The organism is Pirellulales bacterium (genome assembly GCA_036499395.1).
GTDB lineage: Bacteria > Planctomycetota > Planctomycetia > Pirellulales > JACPPG01 > JACPPG01.
The window spans coordinates 89,306-113,522 of the sequence record DASYDW010000064.1 but is presented as its reverse complement, the minus strand read 5'-3'; the positions used below and the strand labels follow the sequence as shown (position 1 = coordinate 113,522).

The 24,217-nt window shown below is 60.6% G+C and carries 21 protein-coding genes and 1 tRNA gene; 9 read left to right on the top strand and 13 right to left on the bottom strand.

Translation table 11 applies throughout. From position 1 onward, the window contains the following. Positions 1-12: 12 nt before the first annotated feature. From VGN12_11665 to VGN12_11630, 8 genes are all read right to left on the bottom strand, one after another. Complete coding sequence (locus VGN12_11665; protein HEY4310099.1) at positions 13-744, bottom strand: NADH-quinone oxidoreductase subunit J; 732 nt, start codon at positions 742-744, stop codon at positions 13-15. Continuing rightward, positions 741-1,976 carry an NADH-quinone oxidoreductase subunit NuoH gene (gene nuoH, locus VGN12_11660; GenBank protein ID HEY4310098.1) on the bottom strand — a complete coding sequence of 412 codons (1,236 nt, stop codon included), beginning with the start codon at positions 1,974-1,976 and terminating at the stop codon, positions 741-743. Before nuoH ends, VGN12_11665 begins: the two co-directional genes overlap by 4 nt. Positions 1,977-2,334: 358 nt before the next feature. Then, positions 2,335-3,540, bottom strand: coding sequence for an NADH-quinone oxidoreductase subunit D (locus tag VGN12_11655; GenBank protein HEY4310097.1), 1,206 nt, complete (start codon positions 3,538-3,540; stop codon positions 2,335-2,337). Positions 3,541-3,635: 95 nt separating this feature from the next. Next, positions 3,636-4,166, bottom strand: coding sequence for an NADH-quinone oxidoreductase subunit C (locus VGN12_11650; protein HEY4310096.1), 531 nt, complete (start codon positions 4,164-4,166; stop codon positions 3,636-3,638). 101 nt (positions 4,167-4,267) lie between these two features. Further along, positions 4,268-4,882: an NADH-quinone oxidoreductase subunit A gene (locus VGN12_11645; protein HEY4310095.1), complete on the bottom strand. Its 615-nt coding sequence runs from the start codon at positions 4,880-4,882 to the stop codon at positions 4,268-4,270. Positions 4,883-5,065: 183 nt separating this feature from the next. Further along, a complete protein-coding gene (locus VGN12_11640; GenBank protein ID HEY4310094.1) occupies positions 5,066-5,578 on the bottom strand; it encodes a pentapeptide repeat-containing protein in 513 nt (170 codons plus the stop codon). Between the two features lie 144 nt (positions 5,579-5,722). Beyond that, positions 5,723-6,169 (bottom strand): DUF2203 domain-containing protein, encoded by a 447-nt coding sequence (locus tag VGN12_11635; protein ID HEY4310093.1) that lies wholly within the window; start codon positions 6,167-6,169, stop codon positions 5,723-5,725. A 28-nt stretch (positions 6,170-6,197) separates the two neighbouring features. Beyond that, on the bottom strand, positions 6,198-6,725 hold the full coding sequence (locus VGN12_11630; GenBank protein HEY4310092.1) for a 4Fe-4S binding protein: 528 nt from the start codon (positions 6,723-6,725) through the stop codon (positions 6,198-6,200). Positions 6,726-7,531: 806 nt separating this feature from the next. Between VGN12_11630 and csrA the strand changes: the two genes are divergently transcribed. Together csrA and VGN12_11620 are read left to right on the top strand one after the other, a co-directional pair. Beyond that, the gene (gene csrA / locus VGN12_11625; GenBank protein HEY4310091.1) at positions 7,532-7,762 is read left to right on the top strand and encodes a carbon storage regulator CsrA; all 231 of its coding nucleotides are present in this window, start codon (positions 7,532-7,534) and stop codon (positions 7,760-7,762) included. 287 nt (positions 7,763-8,049) lie between these two features. Next, positions 8,050-8,123: transfer RNA gene (locus VGN12_11620), tRNA-Glu, on the top strand. 77 nt (positions 8,124-8,200) lie between these two features. On the opposite strand, the gene VGN12_11615 is transcribed toward VGN12_11620, so the two are convergent. Further along, entirely contained in the window at positions 8,201-10,075 is a 1,875-nt protein-coding gene (locus VGN12_11615; protein HEY4310090.1) for a cyclic nucleotide-binding and patatin-like phospholipase domain-containing protein, read from the bottom strand. 158 nt (positions 10,076-10,233) lie between these two features. Here VGN12_11615 and VGN12_11610 point away from each other — a divergent pair, with 158 nt between their 5' ends. The 4 genes from VGN12_11610 (at position 10,234) to VGN12_11595 (ending at position 14,907) form a co-directional block, all read left to right on the top strand. Then, a complete protein-coding gene (locus tag VGN12_11610) occupies positions 10,234-11,256 on the top strand; it encodes a ferrochelatase (protein HEY4310089.1) in 1,023 nt (340 codons plus the stop codon). Continuing rightward, a complete protein-coding gene (locus VGN12_11605) occupies positions 11,220-11,717 on the top strand; it encodes a PaaI family thioesterase (protein ID HEY4310088.1) in 498 nt (165 codons plus the stop codon). Before VGN12_11610 ends, VGN12_11605 begins: the two co-directional genes overlap by 37 nt. A 350-nt stretch (positions 11,718-12,067) precedes the next feature. After that, positions 12,068-13,381 (top strand): glycosyltransferase, encoded by a 1,314-nt coding sequence (locus VGN12_11600; GenBank protein ID HEY4310087.1) that lies wholly within the window; start codon positions 12,068-12,070, stop codon positions 13,379-13,381. Positions 13,382-13,395: 14 nt separating this feature from the next. After that, on the top strand, positions 13,396-14,907 hold the full coding sequence (locus tag VGN12_11595) for a radical SAM protein (GenBank protein HEY4310086.1): 1,512 nt from the start codon (positions 13,396-13,398) through the stop codon (positions 14,905-14,907). 90 nt (positions 14,908-14,997) lie between these two features. Here VGN12_11595 and VGN12_11590 read toward each other — a convergent pair whose 3' ends face one another. The 4 genes from VGN12_11590 to VGN12_11575 form a co-directional block, all read right to left on the bottom strand. Next, positions 14,998-15,681, bottom strand: coding sequence for a lactate utilization protein C (locus tag VGN12_11590; protein ID HEY4310085.1), 684 nt, complete (start codon positions 15,679-15,681; stop codon positions 14,998-15,000). Then, positions 15,678-17,123 (bottom strand): LutB/LldF family L-lactate oxidation iron-sulfur protein, encoded by a 1,446-nt coding sequence (locus tag VGN12_11585; GenBank protein ID HEY4310084.1) that lies wholly within the window; start codon positions 17,121-17,123, stop codon positions 15,678-15,680. The genes VGN12_11590 and VGN12_11585 overlap by 4 nt, the downstream gene beginning before the upstream one ends. 19 nt (positions 17,124-17,142) lie before the next feature. Beyond that, complete coding sequence (locus VGN12_11580) at positions 17,143-17,514, bottom strand: hypothetical protein (protein HEY4310083.1); 372 nt, start codon at positions 17,512-17,514, stop codon at positions 17,143-17,145. Between the two features lie 61 nt (positions 17,515-17,575). Continuing rightward, a complete protein-coding gene (locus VGN12_11575; GenBank protein HEY4310082.1) occupies positions 17,576-18,865 on the bottom strand; it encodes an MFS transporter in 1,290 nt (429 codons plus the stop codon). Positions 18,866-19,180: 315 nt separating this feature from the next. Between VGN12_11575 and dgoD the strand changes: the two genes are divergently transcribed. The 3 genes from dgoD (at position 19,181) to VGN12_11560 (ending at position 24,210) form a co-directional block, all read left to right on the top strand. After that, positions 19,181-20,359 carry a galactonate dehydratase gene (gene dgoD, locus VGN12_11570; protein HEY4310081.1) on the top strand — a complete coding sequence of 393 codons (1,179 nt, stop codon included), beginning with the start codon at positions 19,181-19,183 and terminating at the stop codon, positions 20,357-20,359. Positions 20,360-20,445: 86 nt separating this feature from the next. Next, entirely contained in the window at positions 20,446-23,067 is a 2,622-nt protein-coding gene (locus VGN12_11565; GenBank protein HEY4310080.1) for a hypothetical protein, read from the top strand. A gap of 135 nt (positions 23,068-23,202) precedes the next feature. After that, complete coding sequence (locus VGN12_11560; GenBank protein ID HEY4310079.1) at positions 23,203-24,210, top strand: peptidyl-alpha-hydroxyglycine alpha-amidating lyase family protein; 1,008 nt, start codon at positions 23,203-23,205, stop codon at positions 24,208-24,210. Positions 24,211-24,217 lie beyond the last annotated feature (7 nt).

The following is a 24,217-nucleotide window of genomic DNA, read 5'->3' as shown; positions in this document are numbered from 1 at the left end:
TCTAACCGCTCTTTACATCTTCGGACGCGCGCGACGCTTGGTGCGGGCGAGATAGGCCGCCCCGACCAAGACGACCAGCAAATGGACCGAAACCAATTCGAAAGGCAGCAAATAGCCTGACATGCCAGCCTTCAGCCCAGCAGGCCCCGGCTGCAAGCGATCGACACGCGCCCCTAACAGGCCCAGACCGATCGGCGTCGAGGTCTTCGGCGGCGCGTCGGGAATGCCGTCCCCGTTCGTGTCACCAGGCGTAGTCGACACCGTCCAGTCGGGCACGGCATGTTCGTCGGCGTGCTCTTCGGCCGTCGAGGTCAAATACACTTTTGCACCGCCGGCCTGCGCGGCGTGCTCCGAGTGTACTTTAGTGGCCGGGGCATTGCGCCAATCGGCCACGGTGAACGCCGCCGGAATCAGTATCGCCGCCAGGCAGCCGGACAGCATCACAGCCACGATCCAATCACCGCCCCCCGTCTTCAACGAGACGAACGGCCCTTGTGCGGTGAGCATGACGCCAAAGATCAATAGCACGAGCGTGCCGCCGACGTAAATCAACAACTGCATCGAGCCGACAAAGTCGGCACCGGCCAGAAAGAACAGGCCGGACGTCGCGCCCAGCGAGATAATCAGGCACATGGCCATCCGCACAATGTTCGCCGCGACTACCGTTGCTATGGCGAAACCGCACGCAAATAGCGCGAACAGCAGAAAGAAGAACGTGTGCCAATTGATCGCGTCCACGTTCATTCCCCTTCCGCCGTCGATCGGACCACGGCGCTAATTTGCGTCGCTTCGGCCGAAGTCTGCGCGACGTTCGTAGCCGGAGCCGCCGGCGGCGCGGCATCATAGAATTTCAAATACCGCTCGGCGTAGGGCATCGCACGCAATCCCACGCCGCCGGGCAGGTAAAACGTCCACAGCGTGGCGCCAAGGAACATCACGGCCGCGATCGGCGTGCAGTACTTTAAACAGACCTGCATCACCTGGTCGATTCGCAAGCGAGGCAGCGTCCAACGAACCCAGATCATGAACGTCACGCCGGCGACGCATTTGAAAATGAAATTGAACAAGCCGAGCAAGTTGCCGATCCAGGCCAACACCGGACCGTTATCGGTTGTCAGGCCGAGTAGATCGGCAATGGGGATCGGGCCATTCCACCCGCCGAAGAACAGAATCGCGGCCAGGCCGCTGACGATGAACATCGAGCCATATTCGGCCATGTAAAAGGCCAGCCAGCGAAAGCCCGAGTATTCGGTATGAAAGCCGGCGACCAATTCACTTTCGGCCTCGGCCAGGTCGAAGGGGGCGCGATTCACGCTGGCCGTGGCACAGGTGAAATAAACCCAGAACGTGATGAACGTGAAGGGATCGTGAAACACAAGCCAGTTCGTGAAGAAGCCTTGCTGGATGTCCGCGATCTTCACCAGGTCCATCTGGCCCGTGATCAGCACTGGCACGACAACGCACATACCAAGCGGCACTTCATAGCTGACGACCTGCGCCGCTTCACGCATGGCGCCGAACAACGACCACTTCGAAGCCGACGCGTAGCCGGCCAGGATCACGCCGAAGACTTCCAGCCCCAGTACGGCCAGGATGAAAAACACGCCGACGTCCATTTGCTGTGCGACCCAGCCGCTGGAAAACGGCAGTGCCAATAGCGCCGCAAACGAGGCGCAGAAACTGACATAGGGAGCAAGCCGAAAAAGAACTGCGTCCGCATCTGCGGGACGAAGGTCTTCTTTCGTGATCAGCTTCAGTCCATCGGCCAGAAGCTGCAGCCAGCCATATTTGCCGCCGCAGCGCGTCGGACCCAAGCGATCTTGAATACGGGCCGAAACCTTGCGCTCGATCCAGACGAAGAACATGGCGCCGATGAAGGGCACCAAGAGCAGCAATCCGCACTGCAGCAATCCAATGGCGACATAGGCCAGCGGAGCCAGCGACTGCGGCAAATAACTCGCCAGTGCTTCAGCCACCGTAGGATTCATCCCTGAGCGACGTCAAAATCGCTCGTATGAGTCGTGAGACCAACCGCTCGGCGACGCTCAATGCGTCAATACCTAACTCGTTACCGAGCACGGGCGTCCCATAAGATCGTGAAATATGGCACAAGGTCCGGGGTCTATTCAAGCCCCCCGCCGCATGAATTTACCGATAGCCGAAACCGGAAAAATCGAAATCCGAAGAGACGGGAAAGACGGCCCGTTATCGGGAATCGAAAAGCCCAGAAAATAGACCGCTCGCTCGTGCCGAGATTTGTGCTGAAGCCCTCCCTCGGCGCTGTCGATTTCGACAGTTTTCGGGGAATCCGGAATCCGCACCCGCCATGACTGACTAGCGATCAATCTCGCCCATGACCACGTCGAGCGAGCCGACGATCGCCGGTACGTCGGCAATCAAGCAGCCGCGACATAGTTCGTGGGTGACAGACAAATTGCAGAAACAACTGCTACGCGCCCGGACGCGCCGCGGAATCGTTCCGCCATCGCTAACGATGTAAAAGCCCATCTGGCCTCGCGGCGCCTCAGTTTCGAGATACGCTTCACCCTTGGGCAGCTTCTCGGTGAGCTTTACCGGAGTGCCGAAGTCCCCCTTGGCCGTGCTGTAGCGGTCGATCCCCTGACGCACCAAGTCGATCGCCTGCATGACTTCCAACATGCGGACATAGAAGCGGTGCCAACAATCTCCAAGGATCGCCGAATTGGGGACCGCCGGGTACTGGTGGTCGCGCGGATAGTGGCCGTCGCGTTCGACGATTACCTCGAAGGCGTAGCCATCGTACATGTCCGTATAGCGGTCTTCACCATCGCGACGCAGATCGTGGTCGACGCCGCTGCCGCGCAACACGGGACCGGTGCAGCCATAGTCGATCGCCATCTCGGGCGTAAGAATGCCCAGGCCTGCAGTACGCTTTACGAAAATCGCATTGGTCGTCAGCAGCGTATGGCACTCGACAATCACGGGCAGCAACTGGTCGAGGAATTCTTCGCACTTCTTTAACCAGCCCGAGGGGAGGTCGTGCGTCGCACCGCCAACGGTCAGGTAGCTGTAGGTTAGGCGAGCCCCGCAGGCGAGCTCGAACAGGTCGAGGATCTTCTCGCGCTCACGGAAGGCGTACAAGAATGGGCTGAAAGTGCCCAGGTCCAGTCCATACGCGCCCATTCCAACCAGATGGCTGGCGATGCGGTTCAGTTCCGAGATGATCACGCGCAAGTGCTTGGCCTTCTCGGGCAACTGATATTTCATCAGCTTCTCGACCGTCAATGCCCAGCCGAGATTCATATTCATGCCGGCCAGATAATCCATCCGGTCGGTATAGGGAATCCATTGTCGCGGCGTGAGGTTTTCGCCGATCTTCTCTGCACAGCGATGCAGATAGCCAATATGCGGCACACACTCGGACACCACTTCGCCGTCGGTCCGCAGCACAAGGCGAAGCACGCCGTGCGTGCTGGGGTGCTGGGGCCCCATGTTCACCAACATTTCGTCGGTGCGAACGTCGAACTCGATAATGCGCGGATCGTCGAGATGGGTGGCCATGGCAACTTCTGTCGCTGAATGTTATTTCGCAACCGGTATGTGCGCGGCGCCCATGCGAAGAGACGTCGTGCGTTTCATCAATAACAACACCGCGCCTAGCGGGCGCGAATGCCGTGATAATCCAGCGGCATTTCGTAATCTTTTCGCAGCGGATGCCCAACCCAATCCTCGGGGCAGAGGATGCGGCGCGGATTCGGGTGCCCCAGAAATCGCACGCCGCTGAGGTCAAAGACTTCGCGCTCGTGCCAGTCGGCCGTGCTCCAGATGCCGCTCACCGTGGCAACCTCGGGCAGTTCGCCGGGGACGTCGTCCTTCCAACGCGGCAGCATCACCTTTACGACCAGGCTGGTTTTGTTGGGAATGCTCCACAAATGATAGACCAACTCCAGGTGCGGATCGAAGCCGGCCTTGGCGGCCTTCTTCGGATCCGGCTCGAAGTAGTCAACCACGGTAATGCAATTCAGCAGATTGAATCGCAGGCTGGCTTCGTCGCGAAGATACGTGCATACGTCGACGAGGCCTTCGGGCGATACCTCAATCCAGGGATCGATCGCCTCGAAGTTCCCGCCAGTGATCGCGTCGCCAAAGCGCTTCTGCAGTGAAGCGAGAAATGTTTGACCGCTCATGGAGGATCGTTAACTCATCTAAAGCAAGGGGCCGCTTGTTATCGCGAAATCGCAAGTGCTCGACCGTCCGGTCGCGGGTACCGCAATCACAGGCTCTTCGGTCAGCCGACGAGCACAGGCTCCTCTTCTTCGATTGGCGGAGTGCTCGCCGGAGCTTGGCGACCGCGTTCGAGACTGAGTGCGCGGACCCAATCCAAGTCGCCGCGTCGCCATACATAAGCGAAGCCAACTAGCAGCACGGCGAAAAAAACCAGAATGTCGGCAATCGACATCGCGGCCAGTGTTCGCGCCGTTTCAGGAACTTGCGCTGCGTCCTCGGCCTTGGGCCTGGCATCAACAGGCACCGTTAGCGCGTCGTAGACGGCGTTCACGGCCGGGCTGAGATGGCCTTCTTCCTTCATCGCCACGATCTGTTGGCGCCCCGTGACATGGGGATCCATCAACTCGGTCGACTTACCGAACACGGCGCCCCAGGGGAAGAAGAACGCCACTTCGACGTCGAAGATGATGAACAACAGCGCGACGACATAAAACCGCAAGTCGAATTGTACGAAGCTGGAGCCGATGGCCGGCTCGCCGCATTCATAAACTTGCAGCTTTTCGACCGATGGTTTCTTGGGGCGAATGAATCGTCCCATCACCAGGTGAATGAACAGGAAGAAAAACCCGAAGCCAAAAAACAACGCCAGATACCCGGCGATCAAGGTTGGCGACATGGCGGGAGGACCAGAATAAGTGGGGAGAGCGGGAAATCTTCCCGTAAGAACAGGATTCTAGGCCAACCCCGCCCTTTTGCAACCCTGCCCGCCGGCGTGACTTTCCGCGCGACGGCCGCTGGCCAGCCTCGCGGGAACGGGGGGCGGGCGCTTGATTGAAATCGCTCTCCCGGTCCGCAAGAGTCAGCTCTTCAGCACCGCGCCCGCTGCGATTGGATCGAAGCCGTCAGGCCAGCGCGTCCGCGCGTCGTAGATGGCCCCCATCAGGTTGGCATCGGTCAGATCGACTGAAGAAAGGTCGGTGCCGAGCAGCGATGTCCGTTCCAGCCTTGCCCCGCGCAGATTCGCCTGAAACATGCTGGCGTGTCGGAGATTGGCTTCGCGTAGATCGCATTCGGCCAGTGAGGCCGCGATCAGCATCGCGCAATTCAGATTCGCACGTACCAGCAGCGCCTGCTCTAAGTCGGCCGAAGCCAGATTCGCAAACGACAAATCCGCCTCGCATAGATCGCTTTTGCGCAGCACGGCGCGCGTCATGCCGACTCCCGAGAGGTTGGCGCCCCGCAAAACAAGGCCCGCCAGATTTGCCTTGTCGAGCCGCCGTCCATCGATTTGGTGCAAAACTGCACCATTCTTATCCTTGATTTCGAACAGCTGAGCTCCCCCACTGAGCAAGACAAACCGCGCGACTGCCACCTGCGCTGGTATCTATGCATTGTAAGTCAAAATGGTTCGAGCGTCTTGCCAGGCGCGCGGAATGGGCGCGAAGAAGGAAAGCATAGCGAGGTGGGCGCGGCGATCGGACTTAACCGACACGCTGCCGGGATTCAGTCGGCCACGCTAGTCCGCGCGCCCTGCCGTGGCCCCGGCGACCAACTGCTGGCGACCGCGGAATCCGGCGTCCAACTCGTGCCAGTGCAGCACTTCCGACTCTCCCAGCTTCCAGCAAAGGTAGATAGGGCGTCCCTCGAGCCGGGCCGGGAAATCCACCAGGCCATCCGGGCCGTTCTTGGGCTCGACTCCCAAGAGGCGAAGCTCTTCGACGTATTCTTGCAGGCGTTGACTGTCTTTTTCCAGCTCTTCTTCGATCTGCGAAAGCTCTTCGCCATACAGGTCATGCGCGCCGCGCTCGCGTCCGGCAAGCAGCAGCCCCAACCGCTCGCGGCGTTCCACGACTTCCCGTGACAACTGGGCAAGGTCGGTCACGATCGCGCGCACCAACGGTAACGAAGCGTTCGCCGCCTCGACCGTAAAAATCTTTCGTCCTTCGAACGGATCGCCGGGCATGACTGGCCTCGTTCTCAACGGGACGCGTTTATTGATTCGGGCCGCCGTGAACCGGCTCCGCAATCACCTTCGAGTTCGCCACAACAGTCGGATTGAGCGTAGCTCGTCCCCAAGCCACATCGACGGGCAGGCGAGAGAAATCCACGATGCATCCATCGCGGCTGTAGCAGCTCAAATCGTGCGTCGCACCCATAAAGATGCAATCCACCGGGCAGGGGTCGACGCATAAAGCACAGAACATGCATTTCGTGTAATCGATCGTGAAGCCCGTGACCTTGAAGCCCTTGCCATGGGTCACACGCTCTTTGCCGATGTAGATGCAGTCAACAGGGCAAGCCTTCGCGCACTGGTCGCAGGCGATGCACGTCGTTAGGTCGTAGCGATGGAATCCGCGGTAACGGGGAGCGACGGGCACCGGCAATTCCGGGTACTCGAACTTTTCGGTGAACGTCTTGCGCTGTGGGTCGTATGTCGCAAGCCAGTATCGCAGAGTGACATACAGCCCGTTGGTGACCGTGAAGACGGCGTCACGAATATTCCGCAGCCATTCCAACATTGCGAGTATATCCAGAACTGATAACGATTTTGGTCAGCTCATCCTGTAGAACGCGGCGCGCATGCTCGCACGCTGTGATCTAAGAATGCAATGTGCCAGATTATAAACACGCGGCCTGGACTCGCAAGCGACCCTGTGGCCACGTTGCAATTGTCGACGACGAACTTCAACAACTCCGATTCCATAATAGGCATGCGCTTCGTCGAGAGCGTTGGTGTTTGTCCTAAAAATACCCGTGATCGTGGTTGTCGAAGATGATGATCTTCCAGGCTCCAGCGACGTTCATGGGGCCGACACGAACTACGCGTCGCATACCACTTACGCGCGCAGCAAGCGTCCAACGGGCTCAACCGTCCACGTCGACCGGGTGGGGGCTGGCAGTTTCGGAAGTGCCTAAATTGCGTGCGTGGAATGTCGAGAACTGCGACGATGCTCGGCTGATCTCGCGCGCCTCGTTATTGTATGGTGGGTAGTGTTGGCGCGGCGGCTAAGTCCTTATGTTACAAGCGATTGGGTTTTCGCTTTCCAATGGTCGCGCCCAGCCGGCTGACTGGCATTGGTGAGTTCACCCCAACGAATACCGTGCCAAAATGTCCGATTCTGGTCAAAAAAACGCCGACATGGCCGATCCGGCAGCTTGACTCCTTTTCCGGGCCACGTAGAGTGAATTGAGGTATATCACCTAGGTGATGTACGGAAGTTGACCCTATTTGTCGGTTTCCGTAATCCACGGTGACGTGGATTAACTGACCAGAAACAAGGAAGTCGCTCCCTGACGGGAAGCATTCCCAACGAAGGAACGTCCGATGTTGGTCCTATCGCGGAAAAAGAACGAGAGTATCGTCATCAACGATGACATTACGATCGTCGTCGTGGAAATCCGGGGGGACAAGGTCCGCCTGGGCGTCGAAGCACCCAAGGAAGTACCGGTGCATCGCAGCGAGGTCTATCAGGCCATCCATCGCAACGACGCTGACAAGGATGCTAAGAAGCCGGAAGTCGCCGACGCCGATTCGGCGACCGAAACCGAAGCGTAGGATTGATGCGGTAGCATCGCGGTTAAAGACCTGCTCGCCTCACGTCGCCCACTCTGTGTTACCACTCGGTCCCCGCGTGCGTCTTCGCGCTGTGCGGAACTTTGCCGCAATCCCCTCTCGGCCTTCGATCGATGAAACCACTCGCGAGACAGTTTCATCGCGAGCGAGCAACTCCCCTTGCTACTTGGAGCACTCAGATTTGTGCTGCTCAGCGCGCTAGCTACTTGACGGCCGATAGGCCGCGCGATTATACAGCCCTCTGGGTATCCGCCGGGTGCCCGATCCGCGGCCCCGTCGTCTAGTCGGCCTAGGACACAGGCCTTTCACGCCTGCAACACGGGTTCGAATCCCGTCGGGGTCATTGTTTCTCCATCGCGCCGCCAGCGGCGCGATTCTGCGTTGCGCGAGAGGGCTTTCACCATCGCGCTCTCGGCTTGGCTACCTGGCCCGCAGCTCGCGCAGCATTTGCGTCAGTTGCGGCAGCATCGCTTCGGCCGCGGCTTCTCCGACGTCGGCCAGTTCGTGCGCCCGTGTGAAGTCGGCGAATTCGAAGGCGGAAGTATCGGGCGTGATCATCAGATCTACGGCGCCGCTGCGCAGCGCCGTGATGCCGTAGGCCTGTACTTCGTTGACGCGGAACAGCGTTTCCAGAGGGCCGGCCCGGCGCATTTTTTCGGTAGGCATGCCCGGCTCATTACGCCCGTAACGGGTCGGCATTCGCGTAGCTACGTCGATTCCCAGCACGAACGATGCCCCGCGTTCGGTCAACACGTCGGCCGGTAAGTTATTTAGCACGCCGCCGTCCACGAGCGCCATGCCATCAGAAAGGATGGGGCGTGAAATCATCGGTACGTTGATACTTTCCACGACAGCCCGCACGGCATCCCCGCGATCGCGAATGACCTGTTTGCCGGTCACAAGGTCGACGGCCACGGTCGCCAGGGGTAGTTGCAATTGCTCGAGCGTGGCGCCTTCCAGGAAATGTCGCAGCATGCGATCCCAGGCGCCGATGCGAAACATCGTCCAAACATAGATGCGATTCCCGCCTGGCATGGCGCGCACGAATCGCGGCGGAGTTAGCGCTTCGCGAAAGGCTTCGATCGCCTCTTGCGGTGACCAGCCAGCGGCGTATGCCACTCCCATCAGCGCCCCGCTGCTGGTGCCGGCAAGCATGTCAAAATCGAATCCGGCCCGCTCAAGTCGGCGCAGGGCGCCGAGATGGGCCAGGCCTCGAGCACCGCCACCGCCGAGCGCCAGTCCGAGGCGCACGCCTTGCAAATGACGGACGAGTCGGCGAATCCCCAATTCGTGCCCGCGGCTGCTCGCTTGGCGCGGCTCGTCGAGTATTACTTTGAAATCGGGCCGCGCGATGGCCGCATCCGGCGGCGACCGCGGCGCGAATCGCTCGGCATGCGTCATGATCCACACGATGCGCACACGACCTGCCAGCCGGGGCTCGGCCACCAGCAATTTTCGGAGGTTCTGAAAACTAGTTTCAGCGAACCGTGGCTCTATGAGCCACCATACTTCCTCGCAGAAGCCGAGCAACTGCGGCAACTCATTCTCCAAACCAGCCTGCGTCAGATCCAAGAGCACGCGGCGATGGTGGTCGACGACCTGGTGCAGCCGTTCGTTGACGGCGCGCACTTTTTCGCCCCCGGTCAGGCCCGACGGAATTCGCTCGATCAAATAGTTTCCTTCGGCCGGCCATTTGTCGGGGCGGTCGGTGAGAACCTCGATCGATTCCCCTTCGGCGGCCAATGCCCGGGCGACCGGCCCCACTAATCCTTGGGTGCGCAAGGTGGAATTCACGAGCCCGACCAAGGTCAATTCCTGATTGCGCTTGCTGCGGCGCGAGTCCCAACGCAACCGAAAACCCAGCGAACGGCTAAGATTCGCGCCGAAGCGCGGAACCGATTCCAGCAGCCGCTCGAAGTGGTCGCGATCGAGTTCCAGGAGCTCAGTGTCAATGACTGCCGACACGGTGGCAGTGCGCAGGCCATCGGTCAGGACCGCCATTTCGCCAAAATGCTGACCACGTCCCAGATAGCCAAGCAGTCGGTAAGGCTCGCCGTGACTGTCGACAGTGAGTTTCACGCGGCCGCGTATCACGACGTACATCGTGTAGCCGGTATCTCCCTGGCGGCAGACGAGATCGCCCCCCGGCACGGCAATCGGACGCACGGCGTCAGCGACCGTTTGAATCTCGGCGGTATTCAGTCCTCGGCACAGTTCAGTGCGCCTCAGGATCTGTAATGAAACGTCGTTAATGACCGCATCCTCCCTGACATGGCTCTCCTGACCAAAGATCATCGGCTTGCCTGCGCGGATGTCAACGGCGTAGCCATACTTGGGTACGCGACGGGCGGTCCTGCCTTGAATACGCTCGTGCGGCTGTCGATAATCCCTCGGCGGCATTTTGCAGTTAAACGCGGATGTAACGGATACGTTTCACGAAAGGAACGAGGCTCTTGCAAGACACGGCCCGAGAATCGTACGACGCTTTACTTGTCCTCTCGTTCGGCGGCCCTGAGCAGCCCGACGATGTGCTGCCATTCCTCGAGAATGTCACGCGCGGGCGAAACGTACCGCGAGACCGATTGCTGGCAGTCGCTGAGCATTACTATCATTTCGGCGGCAAGAGCCCGATCAACGAGCAAAATCGAGCCCTCATCGGGGCGCTGGCCCGGGAGTTCGAACGCCACGGCCCGCGGTTGCCGATCTACTTTGGCAATCGGAATTGGCATCCGCTATTGCCGGACACCTTGCGTCAAATGGCGGCGGAAGGTGTCCGACGCGCTCTGGTGTTCTTTACGTCGGCTTTCAGCTCCTACTCGGGCTGCCGGCAATATCGGGAGAACATCGAAGCCGCCCAATGCGAGGTTGGTTCCCAGGCGCCGCAGATCGATCGGCTGCGGAACTTCTTCAATCATCCGCTGTTTATCGAAACCATGAGCGAACGCGTGTCGCAGGCGCTCGAGCAGATCCCGACCGAGCGACGTGCCAAGGCATTCCTTGTCTTCACCGCGCACAGTATTCCCTTGGGCATGGCGCAGAACAGCCAGTACGAAGCGCAACTGCGCGAGGCCAGCCGACTAGTGGCCGAGTCGTTTGTCGGCCACTCGTGGCGGCTGGCCTATCAAAGCCGTAGTGGTCCACCCAGCCAGCCTTGGCTCGAACCTGACATCGGCGACGCGCTACGAGAATTAGCGGGGCAGGGAATCAAAGACGTTGTGGTCGTGCCGATCGGATTTGTTTCCGATCACTTGGAGGTGTTGTACGACCTCGATTACGAAGCTCGGCAATTGAGCGAAGAACTCGGCCTGATTATGGTCCGCGCCGGCACGGCGGGCGACCATCCAAAGTTTGTCGCAATGATTCGCGAATTGGTCCTGGAACGCGTTGAACCCGGCCATCCGCGGCGCGCGGTCGGAGCGTTCGGTCCGAATCACGATGTATGTCCGGCCGATTGCTGCCTGCTGCCGCGACGTTGATCGCGACCAAAACCGAGAAGACGGCCATGTCGAACGAAGAACACTTTCGCAAGCTCGAGCGGATGTACGTGCGAGCGCCGGGGAATGATTTCTACGCACCCCGCCTCTCGATCGCGCATGCCGCGGCCGAACTGGTCATACCCATTGATCGCCGGTTTTATCACAGTGGTGGCGGAGCCCACGGCTCGGTCTATTTCAAGGCGCTCGACGATGCGGCCTTCTTTGCCGTGAATTCGCTGGTCGAGGATGTGTTCGTGCTTACGGTCACTTTCACGACCTACCTGACGGGGCCGATTTCCGACGGAGCGATGCATGCTCGCGGTCATGTGGTACATGCCGCACGCAGCTTCTTCGTCGCCGAAAGCGTGGTCTGCGACAGCAACGGCAAAGAGATTGGCCGCGGCAGCGGAACGTTCACCCGCAGCCGCATCCACCTGACGCCCGAGATCGGCTACTACTAATCAGGCCGAGACGGGCGTATCCCGCGAGAGCGCTCCCTATTCAGCCCGATCCCTTGTTCTTCTCAAGTTGTGCCCATGCGCCAGCCGATTGGGCTGATGGACAAATTTTCCGGTTGCGGCGAGATTACCGCGACGAGGCCGCTGGCATCGCTAGCAAGCGAGTTGCGGTCAACACCACGCTAGCAGTAGCGTAATCCGGCGGTTCAATTGACCCATCGACCATAACACGAGTATCCTGCCGCTCCGCTGCCTGGGGGCGATGGCCATCGGCGCTATACCGCACACGGAAGTGCGAGATGCGCCGCTTATGCAAAACGGCGTTTAGAAACCACGGAAGGTTCTCTGACTCGATGAGTCCACTGCTGCTTGTATGGCTGGTCTTGGCGACCGGCACGCTCGGACAGGCCCTGTTGCTCACGCTGCAGACCTACGAGCATCGCCGCTTTGCACGCAGTCGTCTGCGCAACGGGCGCACGACCCCGATGAACATGCGCGTGCGCCTGCTCGCGCCGTGCAAGGGGATCGATGTCGGCCTGGCTGACAACCTGCGCCCGCTGCTCGAGCAAGATTACACGAACTACGAGGTCGTATTTCTTGTCGAAAGCGCCGAAGATTCGGCCTGCGAGACGATCCGCCGCCTGATGACCGAGAGCACTCGTGTGCCGGTTCGTTTGCTCGTCTCTGGAAAGGCGAGCGACACGGGACAGAAGGTCCATAACCTATTGGCCGGTACGGTCGATCTACCGTCCGAGGTCGAAATCCTGGCGTTCGTCGATTCCGACGCGCGCCCGCATTCGGCCTGGTTGCGTTTCCTTGTGCAACGACTCGATAACGGCCAGGCCGCGGCGGCAACCGGCTATCGCTGGTTTGTTCCCACGCGGCCGTCGCTGGCTAACTACATCCAATATGCGATCAACGCTTGTGCCGCGGTGATGTACCGCGCCGATTCACGCGGTTTGGTGTGGGGCGGCTCCTGGGCCATTCGGCGCGATAAATTCGAAGCGTGCGGTCTGCGGGCGGCGTGGCAGGGAACGCTCAGCGATGATCTCGTGGCTTCGCGTGTGCTGCGCGCGGCGCGGATGCGCGTCGAATTCGAGCCGGCCTGCATGCTCCCTTCGCCGCTGGAATTGAGCTTTTCGCAAATGCTCGAATTCTTGCGTCGCCAGTACGTCATCGGACGAACGTATGCCCTGCGGACGTGGTGCATTGGGTTCGCTGCCATTGTCACGACGGCAGCCGCGTTTTGGGGAGGATTGCTGGCAGCCCTGTACGGCGCTGCGAGCGATGCGTCCTGGACGTGGATTCCTGCCTCGTTTTGCCTCGCCTGGTATGCGCTGAACGTCGGCCGCGGATACATGCGACGCGCGACCGCTCGAACCTATTTCGGCGACCGCTTCGTCGCCTTGCGCGGCGCAACCTTGTTCGACGCCTGGTGTGCGCCACTCACGGGGCTAGTGAATGCGGCCATGATGTTGTCTGCCGCCGTCGGCTCGCACATCACCTGGCGCGGCAATTCGTATCGCATTTATCAAGGAGGGCGAATTCGGCTGCTGACTGGGCCGCCGAAGCTCGACCTGCCACACGGCGTGCGCATCGATCAGGCGCAAGAAGTCTTCGACATGTTTCACGCCCAGCCACGCCAACAACTCAAGAAGTTCCTGTAAGCCGGAGAATGGCCATGCACGTTGTCTTGTGGGACACTCGCCAACTGGACGTCGCGAAGGATTTCGCCGGCGGCTTCGGTGTGGGCCAATATCATGGTTTCGGCGGCTTTCGTGGCCGCGTGATTCGCTGGGCCTACAAACGCGATCGCCGCCCAGTGGCGCTCAATTTCGCCTATCTGGCCGCGATTTTTCGCAAGCTTGGGCATACGGTCGAGTACTCGGAAGATGCCGTACCCTCGGGCGCCGAGATGTACGTCTTCAACCCGTCGCTGATTACGCTGCATCTCGAAATCGCCGCGATGCGCGAGGTGCTGGACAAAAATCCCCGGGCCAAGGTGTTGGTCATCGGCCTGGTTGCCTACGCGCTGCCCGAAGCCTTTGACGGCCTAGATGTGACGATCGTACGCGGCGAGTCGGACATGCTGTTGTGGAAGTTGGACGAGGTTCTCGAGGCCACGACGCGTGTCGTCAACGTCGGCAGCGTGCGCGAGCTGGATCATCTGCCGTTTCCCGACTGGTCGCCGTTCGGGCCGTCGAAGTTCAAGATCGGCTACGATTTCACGCGCTTTCCGACTGGCCTGGTCCAGCAAAGTCGCGGCTGCACGTTCACCTGCAACTACTGCCCGTACATCATTGTTGAGAATACGACGCGGTTCCGCACGCCGGAAAGCGTGTTCGAAGAGTTGCGACACGGCATGCAGGAATATGGGTTCCGCTCGTTCAAATTTCGCGACCCGTTATTCGGTCTGGATCGCAAGCGAGTGATCCGCCTGGCCGAGCTGATTGGCAAGCTGCCGCGAAAGATCGAATTCTCGATCGAGAGCCGCATCGATCTGCTAAGGCCCGAGACGCTGCGCATCCTGCGCGAAGTCGGGCTGACCGCCATTACCGTCGGAATTGAAACTCCGGACGAAGGAACGCTGCGCCAGTACAAACGCGCCCCGATCAAAGACGACAAGCAACGTGATTTCGTCACCTTGTGTCGCGGGTTGGGCATCCGCACCGTGGCCGGGTTCATGATTGGCTTCCCGGAAGACAACGTCGATTCGATTCGCGATGTGCTCGCTTATGCGAAGGGCGTGAATCCGACGTACGCCAACTTCAATATCGTGACGCCCTATCCCGGCACTGAGTTCTTCTCGCAGGTGAAGAGCGAGATCGCGGACTTCGACTTCACGAAGTACAACGTCTATACGCCGGTGATGAAGTACAAGAACCTGACGCCCGAGCAGGTGCAGTTCTGGCATGCCAAGTGCTTCATGCGGTACTTCTTCCGTTGGGAATGGCTGACCAGCAATGCCCACATGTTGTGGCCCAAGCTGCAGTACCTGGGCGTGGGACGAAAATTCGCGAAGCAAGTTGCCGAGATGCTTCCGCCGGCCGCGACCACGCAGTCTGCACCGGCGGCAGCGCCGGCCAAGCCGATGTCGCTGCCGATTTTGGACGGACCACGCGAGCTGCGTACCGATCAGGCCCACCGACACGCCACCAGCGAAAAGCCGAGTGGGTCGAAGAAGGCGTCGTAACGATCGGTTGTCACTACTGTCGCTACAAGGTGGTGCCATGCCTTTTCGACCGCAGGGCGAATAGGCATGTATGCAACGCCCGCGCGGCGACTACGCGCGGACCACGATCACGTGCCACTTGCCCGGTCCGTGTACGCCCGTGGTGAGCGTAAATTCGATGTCGCCGGTCTTGCTGGGGCCGGTAATGAACGCAAGATTGCTCGGCAGGTTCTCGTAACCCTCGTCGCGTAGTTCGGCGAACAGATCAAACAGATCCGGCAGGATTTGTTTACGCTCGACGATCGCCACGTGTACCGGCGGCAGCAGGCTCGCCAAGCGCTCGCGCCCCGTCTGGGCCATCATTACCAGGCTGCCCGTCTCGGCAATCGCATACGTGACGCTCGTGATGCCGATGTCGGCCGCCAGTATCTTCGCGCGTTGTTCTGCTGGCGAAAGCGCGGCCAGACCTTGCTGCGATAACTTGCCGATTCCCCGCTCGTTTAAGTATTCGTCCAGCGCGAGTGCATCCAGCACCGGATGCTGCCAGCAAAACGCGGTTCGCGGCTTGTACTGTTCGACGACTGTCGCGAGCGCCTCGCGCGCGCCGGACAAATCATTCACTAGCGTGGCTTGTCCGCCGACGGCCGTGATCTCGGCGGCCAAGCGCGCCGGCAGATCATCGCCGCCGCCAACGTAGCCGGCTTCGTTGGGAATCGTCGCGTCGGCATTAACACGATAGGCCCGACCGGCTGCTGCGGCAGTCCGCACCCGAGTCAGGAACTCCTCGCGATTCACGTCGGGCCTCCTTTTCCTTCGCGTTCCCACCAATCGCGAAAGCGCTCAGCGGCAGGGGCCGGAAAGTCGCGGCTGACGGTCCAGCCGTTCAATCCTCCCGGCAGCTTGCTCATCCAGCGACTGGTCCAGATGCGTCCGGCGGTCCGCGTCGCTAGCCAGGTACCCAGACGATAGAGTGTCGGGCTGCGCATCATGCGGGCCCACACGCGATATGCGAGCGCTTCGATGCGTCCTGACTCCCCCGGCTCATGGTGCAATTGCTCACGCAGCTTGATGAGCATTTCGGGAATGGCAATTTTCACCGGGCAGGCCGCCTGGCAGGCGCCGCACAGGCTCGACGCGTGCGGCAAGTGATGATTCGCGGCCAGCCCGTCGTAGAGCGGAGTAAGTACAGCGCCGATCGGGCCGGAGTAGATGCCGCCGTAGGCGTGTCCGCCGATATTGCGGAAGATCGGACAAGCGTTTAAGCAGGCCCCGCAACGAATACAAAACAAGCTTTCGCGCAGTGGTCCGCCGAGAATCTTCGTGCGTCCGTTATCCAAAAGCACCAAATGGAATTCTTCCGGACCGTCGAGTTCGCCAGGGCGGCGCGCGCCGGTGATCAGCGAGGTATAAACCGACATCTTCTGCCCCGTGGCGCCGCGGGCCAGGATCTTCAAGAAGACCGGCAAGTCGGCCATGCGCGGGATGACTTTCTCGATTCCTACCACCGCGACATGGACACGCGGCATCCCGGTCGAGAGGCGAATATTCCCTTCGTTCTCCAACAGCACGACCGTGCCCGTTTCGGCCACCACGAAATTCGCACCCGTGATCCCGACATCGGCCGTGGCGAATGCCTCGCGCAGCCGTTTGCGGGCAAAGGCTGCTAATTCCGTGGCATCCGGCGGCAGTCGCTCGCCAGCCACGGGACTGAGAATGTCGGCCACGTGCGACGCGCGCAAATGGATGGCTGGCGCCACGATGTGCGATGGCCGTTGCCCCGCAACCTGGATGATGTATTCACCGAAATCGGTTTCCACGGGCTCGATGCCGGCGGCCTCGAGCGCCGGATTGAGGTGAATCTCTTCGCTGGTCATCGACTTGCTTTTGACCACGCGACGCACGTTCGCTTTTGTCAAAATATTGAGAATGATTTGGCAAGCATCTGCCCCGTCAGCGGCGAAGTGTACCTGACCGCCTCGTGACTTTACGCTCGCTTCGAGCGTTTCGAGATGCTTGTCCAACTCGGCCAGCGTGGCGTCTTTGATCGCCCGGGCTTTCTCGCGCAACTGCGCCGAGGCGGGAAATGCGGCGAATGCCTCGCTATTGCGGTGCCCCAGCGTCGAGCCTAGCAGCGACAGCGACGATTGCAGACTTTCGTCGGTGAGCGCCGCCTGGCTGGCCGCCAGAAACTCGTGATGTTCCTGCCGGGAATAATCGGTCTCGGTTGTCGTTTTCACGGAATTCATTCCAGGCGCATCACGGTGTGGCGATCAGGCTGCCAGACAGCAGTCTCACAATCATCGCCGCAACAGGTACCAATGACACCACGGCAGCGAACACTAAAATCCCGCGCGGTGGCGTCACGCGGCGCATGCGTACGACGAGGACCATCAAGCCCAGCGAGACTAGCCCAATCACGAGGGCCGCGAACAACAGCATCGCGGCCAGGGCCTGGATCGTTGCCGTTTTGCTGTCAACCAATAACAGGTAGCCCCGCGCCGCGACGAATCCCAATTCGCACACAAGTGCCGTCATCACCGACAGCATCCAGGCCACGGTCAAGAATTCGACACTCGGATTAGGATCGCGCGGCGATGGCACCTCGATCTTTTGTTTGCGCTTCGGCATTAGCGTATTGTCACCGCACGCCGACGTTTGACAACCTCTCGGCGGTCGATTCGCCGACGAGTCAATCGACCGCCGAAGCTTCGCTATTCTCGAACACCGTTCCGCGGGTATCCAGAGCGAGCCAGAAGACCGCACCGGTGACATAAATGCCAGCCATGAATAACGGAATCCAGTCCCAGCGTTCACTCCACTGTACGAGTATGCCGACGACCACGGGAAACGCCGCGGCGCCGATATTTCCTGCCATGTTCATAATGCTGAAAACGGTTGGGACGTGCCGGCCTCCCATGTCGATCGTGATCGCGTAGGCGACCGGGCCTGCGACCGCGCCAAAAAAATTTGCGGCCGTGATCAGGACGATCGCCGTTTGCGCTCCGCTGGCGAGGCCCGCCGCCAGGAACAGACCGGCGCACAGGAACATGGTGACGATCGCAGTTCCCTTACGGCTGAGCTGCCGGCTGCCAGTACGCGCCAGCAGCCAGTCCGAAAACGCTCCGCCGACCGGCGACCCGATGGCCACGGCGACAACGGCAATACTGGTCAGAAAGCCGGCCGCTTCGATCGAAGACCCGTACATCTCTTGCAGGTATTTCGGAAACCAACTGGCGAACAACGCATACCCGGCAGCGCGAAAAAACTGCTGCATGGCGATCAACCACATCGGGATGCTTGTCGCGAGCGCCAGCCAGGGCGTCGGTTCGGTGACCACATCGCGCGAGCCCGGTTCGTCGCTGCCGGCTTGGATCGTGGCGAGCTCGGCGGCGCGCACGCTTTTATGTTCTTCGGGCCGATTACGAAACCAGGCATAGAACCCCACAGCCCAGGCAATGCCGGGCACGCCGACGAGGACGAACGCGCTGCGCCATCCAACGTACTCGTGCTTTAGGAGCCAACCGCCGCAGGCGAGCGCGGCAGCGCCGCCGGCGGACATGAATCCGGTTAGCAGGCCGCTAGCCATGGCGCGCTCGGTACGTGGAAACCAGCGCGCGATCGTGGCCGTCGAAGCTGGAAAGATGCCCGCTTGCCCGATGCCGATCACCGAGCGCAACAGGAACAGCGACGCAGCGCCGAAGGCGGCACCTGTCATCGTAGTCGAGAGCGAACAGCCCGCCACGCACGCGGCCAGCGCAGCGCGGCTTCCCCAACGACTGGCCAACCAACCGCCTGGAATCTGAAACGCGGCGTATGTGATGAAGAAGGCCCCCATCACCCAACCCATGGCCTGGTCCGAAAGTGCCAGGTCGGCTTGTACCAGCGTGGCGCAGAGTCCCAGCAGAAAGCGTTGACCGTAAGCCAGCGCCGCCGCCAGGCAGAGCCAAGCCAGCACCAGATAACGGATCGCGACACGCATTCGCGGCAGGGATTCGGGGACAGTATGGCGATCGGGCATGGGACAAGTACTGCCGGCGAATGGTCCCTTCGAGGCCGATGCTGCGCTATCTCGCTCGCACGATGCCAGCGGCATCCGGCCGCCAATTGACTGGCCGTGGCGCTCCATGTCAACACAAATCGGCTAACTCTTGGTCGTCGTGTCGACAGGTGCTACGCTCGTGTCCTAAACGCGCGCTCGCGGCGATCGGTGCGCCATCCGCACCGATCGCCGCAACGTTTGAGCGGTGCCCGCCGGGCACCCTACTTGAAGTACTCCGCACGTGACCACAAAAACATGAAAATCACTGCCATCGAAACGCACGTTTGTCACGCTCGGATGCGGAACTGGATCTTCGTCAAAGTCTTGACGGATCAGCCGGGTCTGTGGGGTTGGGGAGAAGCAACACTCGAATGGCACACCCGCGCCGTGGTGGGCGCGATCGACGATCTTGCGCCGCTATTGATCGGCGAGGATCCGACGCGCGTCGAGCACCTGTGGCAGATGATGTTTCGTCAACATTTCTGGCACGGCAATGGTGTCGTACGCGGCACCGCAATCAGCGGCATCGACATTGCGCTGTGGGACATCGTGGGCAAAATTCACGGCGTTCCTTGCCACAAGCTGTGGGGTGGGCCAGTGCGAGACTACATCCGCACCTATTGCCACCTGGGCGGTGGGAAGATGGAGGACATGTACGAATCGGCTCCCGGAGATGCAGCGCGGTTTGCGGACCTCGCGGCCCGTGCCGTCGATGAGGGCTTTACCGCGATGAAGACGATGGGCGTGCCCGAGACGATGCCGCTCGAGGGGCTGCGGCCGATCCGCTATGCCGAAGCCTGCGTGCGCGCGATGCGTGACGCCGTGGGGGACGGCATCGATCTGATGGTCGATTGTCACGCGCGCCCCTCGCCGCGAATGGGTCTGCTTTTTGCCAAGGCGCTCGAACCGTACGAGCTGTACTGGCTGGAAGAACCCTGCTGGCCCGAAGCTCCCGCGGCGATGGCCGACATTCAGCACGCAGTGCGAACGCCGATTGCGACGGGGGAACGGCTGATCGGCATCCACGCCTTTCGCGAATTCTTCGAGCGTCGCGCTTTTAGCGTGGCCCAGCCCGACATCACGCATACGGGCGGACTTTCCGAAGCACGGCGCATCGCGGCGCTGGCAGAGGCGTATCGCGTCTCGCTAGCACCGCACAACCCGCAAGGGCCCGTCAGTACCGCGGCCTCGCTGGAGTTCGGCTTCGCCACGCCTAGTTACATCATCTGCGAATCGGTCCACCTGGACGTTCCGTGGCGGCAGGATGTGGTCACCGAAGGTTTTCATGTCGAGCCCAAGGGTCGAATCGTTCGCCCCGGCACGAAGCCCGGCTTGGGAATTGAAATTAACGAAGCCGAGATCAAAAAACACCCCTTCCAACAAGAGCTGCCGCAACGCACATTCTATGCTGATGGCAGCGTGGGGGATTGGTAGATGGTATCCTAACGATCAGGCTCGCGCTCTTGGGCAGATCAACCGACGTTGATTAAGAACGCAGCCCATGCACACGGAGGTGCCTCATGCCGAAGAGCGACATTCCGCGGAGCGTCGCGTTCTTACCTGGACTCGTGCATCTGGCATTTTTTATCCGCTACGCCTTGCTGGTGCCGGCTGCGCTTGTGCTGCTGGCGTTTCTCGGTTGGCAGTTTCGCACCAATACGATTCTGGGAAACGTATTTCTGGTCGACGGCCAGCATCAGATGTTTCACCTTACCTGGCTGTCGCTTGTCGCGGTGGCGCTTGCGATGGTCGAGGCTCGGGTCACGCTGCTGAACGCCAAGGATCGCTTTCCCGATTGCCCCGATTGGGATTTTGACGGTCCGTCATTCACCTTCGCCTGGTCCGCGATGTGGATCACGCTATGGCTTGCGATCGGCCTTTTGATCCCATTGGTCTGCGCCTGGGCTACTCCCTATGGCAATACTGGAAGTGCGCCGTCGCTTGTGGAAATCGTCGAGCACTCGGGCCTGGCGGTTCTGGGGGGCGTCGGCGCCGCGGCACTGCTGCTGATCGTGGCGAGCGGGACGGCCCGCTTTGCCATCGGGCATCAATTGACGGCGGCCGAGTTATTGCCCAGCGACGCACTATTTCGTCGCCTGGTTGGCACGCGCGTCGTCGCTGCGCTCGACGGTGTCGCGGCGCATCTGTTAAAGGCCAGCACCGGATACGCCGAGCAGGTCGTCGACGACACGATGCACAAGGATGATCCGCCGATCTATCGTCTGCGCCCGGGTCATGCGCAGCTGTTTTTCACACTGCTGTTGGCGCTCGTCGGTTATGCGACCGTGTATTTCACTGTCAAGCCAACGAACGAAATGGTGCCGGTGCTGTTCTATGTGATCTTGATTCTGATCATCGCCGGTGTGCTGCTGACGGCAGCAGCGTTCTGTCTCGATCTTTACCGGCTGCCGGTGCCGATCGTGCTGCTGACCGCGGGCGTGCTGCTAAGCCTGGCGTCGCGGAACGATCATTATTTCAACATGCAGCGGCGCGGGGCCACGTCCCCCGAGCCGCCGACACTGTACGACGTCGTGCGACAATGGCAGCCCGGCGACGATGACCAGAACCCTCTCGCGCTTCCGCGCAGCAAAGATGGAAAGCGAACACTCGTGGTCGTCGCGGCGGCCGGCGGCGGCATTCAAGCCACGGCCTGGACGGCCAAGGTCATGACCGAGCTGCATCGCCGTTATGGCATTCCGTTCACGCGTAGCGTGCGGCTGGTCAGCGGCGTTTCGGGGGGCAGCGTGGGTTTGATGTACTACCTGGACCGGTACGCGGAGCTTACTGGCGCGACATCGCCCGCCGCTACGCAGGCCACGATCGATACGATCAACGATAGCGCACGAGCTTCGAGCCTCGAAGCCACGGCCTGGGGCATCGCGTTCTATGACCTTGTGCCGACGATTCTACCGGTGCGGCGCGTGTGGCCTGGTTTATTGCGAGATCGGGGGAGCGTGCTCGAAGATTTGTGGTCCAGCCGTCTTGCGCATCATGACGCATCGAACTATACGATGCGCCGCACGCTGCATGATGTCGAAAAATCGGGGGCGCCGATTCCGGTTTTCAATAGTACCAATGGCAGCACAGGTGCCCGCTTTCTCTGGACGCCGATCCGATTGATCGAGCGCGACAACGGACGTATCTGCGATCCGGAAGAGCTGGTGCAGGCTTATCCCAATTGGGACTTGAGCGTTGTTTCGGCAGCGCGGCTGTCAGCGACATTCTCGTACGTGGCGCCGATCTGCCGGCCTGTCTTCGATGGCGAGCCCTACCCGCGCGTGCCGTTCGCCGATGGCGGCTACGCCGAGAACGAAGGTATTCTCACCGTGATTCAAGCGCTCACGCAGTTGCTCTCGCATTTTCAGACTGACGACGAAGATGACCAATCCCCGCCATTTGACCGCATCTTAATCGTGCGCATTTTGCCGTTCGCGGGCGCGCAGCCGCAGCCTCGTACGACTTACGATGCGCAGGACGCGGCGCTTGAAGATCAGGTTTCCAGTTCGGCGTGGCGCCGGGCACTGACCGGACCTTTGGAGTTGCTGACGCAGGTGCGTGAATCTTCGCAGTCCGAACGCGGCGAATGGGAGGCGGCCCAAATGCAAGCCATGCTGATCGCGGAAGTGCGCCGCTGGGCCGATCGTGCTGGCCGCCGACAGGCGGCGCAGACTGATGCTGCGGACGGCGAGCACACGACAATGCGCCGCTGGCTTGAACCTTTTGCCGTGACGCACAACCTCGTGCGCCGTCAAAAGACGGGTGAGGTCACGCCGCTGGGTAGCGTGCCGGAATCGGCAACGCCGACCGACGCCCATCCACTGCGCGAGCGCAAGCATCGATACCAGCCACCTCTGCAAATCGCGTCCGTCAAATTCGCCTTCACGCTTCCCGGGCATGCCGGCGTCAGTCATGCCGCGAAGTTGGTCTTCAAGCCCACGACCGAAGAGTGGGATGATTACTTTACCCCTCTCTCGTGGAAGATGAACGGCCGGCAGAAGCAAGCCATTGATGCCGCCTGGACGCGCATTGCCGAAAGCCATCTGGGCAACCTTTCACCGCTCGACGAACCACTGTTCTTTACCGCCGGCGACGAAGAACCGTCGTTGACGCTGGAAGACTTGTTCGAGCACGCCGCGAATTAGCTGCCTGCTATTCGCATCGGCCGTAAATGTCACGACCGGCTTGCAGGGGCGTAGTTCCTCCTCATGACTGTGCATTCCTGCGGAATCTGAATTAGAATTCCTGACACCGCCCGCCATGCATCCCGGTCGCGCTCAATGATCAAGGGTTCCGCCATCAGCACTCACCTTACCTGCGATGATTTCGGCTACACCGCGGTTGCCGATTGGGCGCAGCGACCAACGCACGTCACGTGGCAAGAAGTCACGGCCGTCGCGACCGATTCGCGCGGACGGGTTTTCGTTTTTAACCGTGGCACGCATCCGGTCGCCATCTTCGATCGTGATGGCGTATTTCTGGAATCATGGGGCGAAGGAGTATTTGCCCGGCCGCATGGAATTCATATCGGTCCCGATGATGCCATCTATTGCACTGATGATTTAGATCACACGGTGCGAAAACTCACGTCCGAGGGGCGATTATTGCTCAAACTGGGCACAAGCGGCGCGCCATCGGACACAGGCGCCACGAGCGTTGACTATCGCACGATCGAGCGCGTGGGTGCGCCGTTTCACTTTCCTACGAACGTGGCACTTGCCGCGACGGGCGAGATCTTCGTCAGCGACGGTTACGGCAATGCGCGAATTCATAAATTCGATGAGATGGGCCGACTGTTGCGCTCCTGGGGCGAGCCGGGCGACGGCCCTGGTCAGTTTCACGTGGCTCACGGCATCGCCATCGATCGGCAAGGCATCGTGTATGTAGCTGATCGCGAAAACAGCCGTCTGCAACTATTCACGCCCGATGGCGAGTTTCTCAGCGCTTGGACCGACGTGGCACGGCCTTGCCAGGTGTTCATCGACGAATCCGGCGATATTTACGTCGCCGAACTCGGTTATCGGGCAGGCATGTGGCCGGGTACATCGGCTCCGAGTGATGCCCCGGGGGGACGGCTAAGCATCTTCGACAGCGCTGGGACGCTCAAGGCACGTTGGGGAGGCGGAACCAATCCTTGCGCCGCGGGAGATTTCTACGCGCCGCACGATGTCTGGGTCGACGCCGCGGGAAGCATCTACGTGGCCGAGGTTGTGTGGTCCGCCGGTGGCCGACGAGGGATGGTGGCACCAGACTGCCATACGTTACAAAAATTTGTCCGCAATAGATAATTGAACC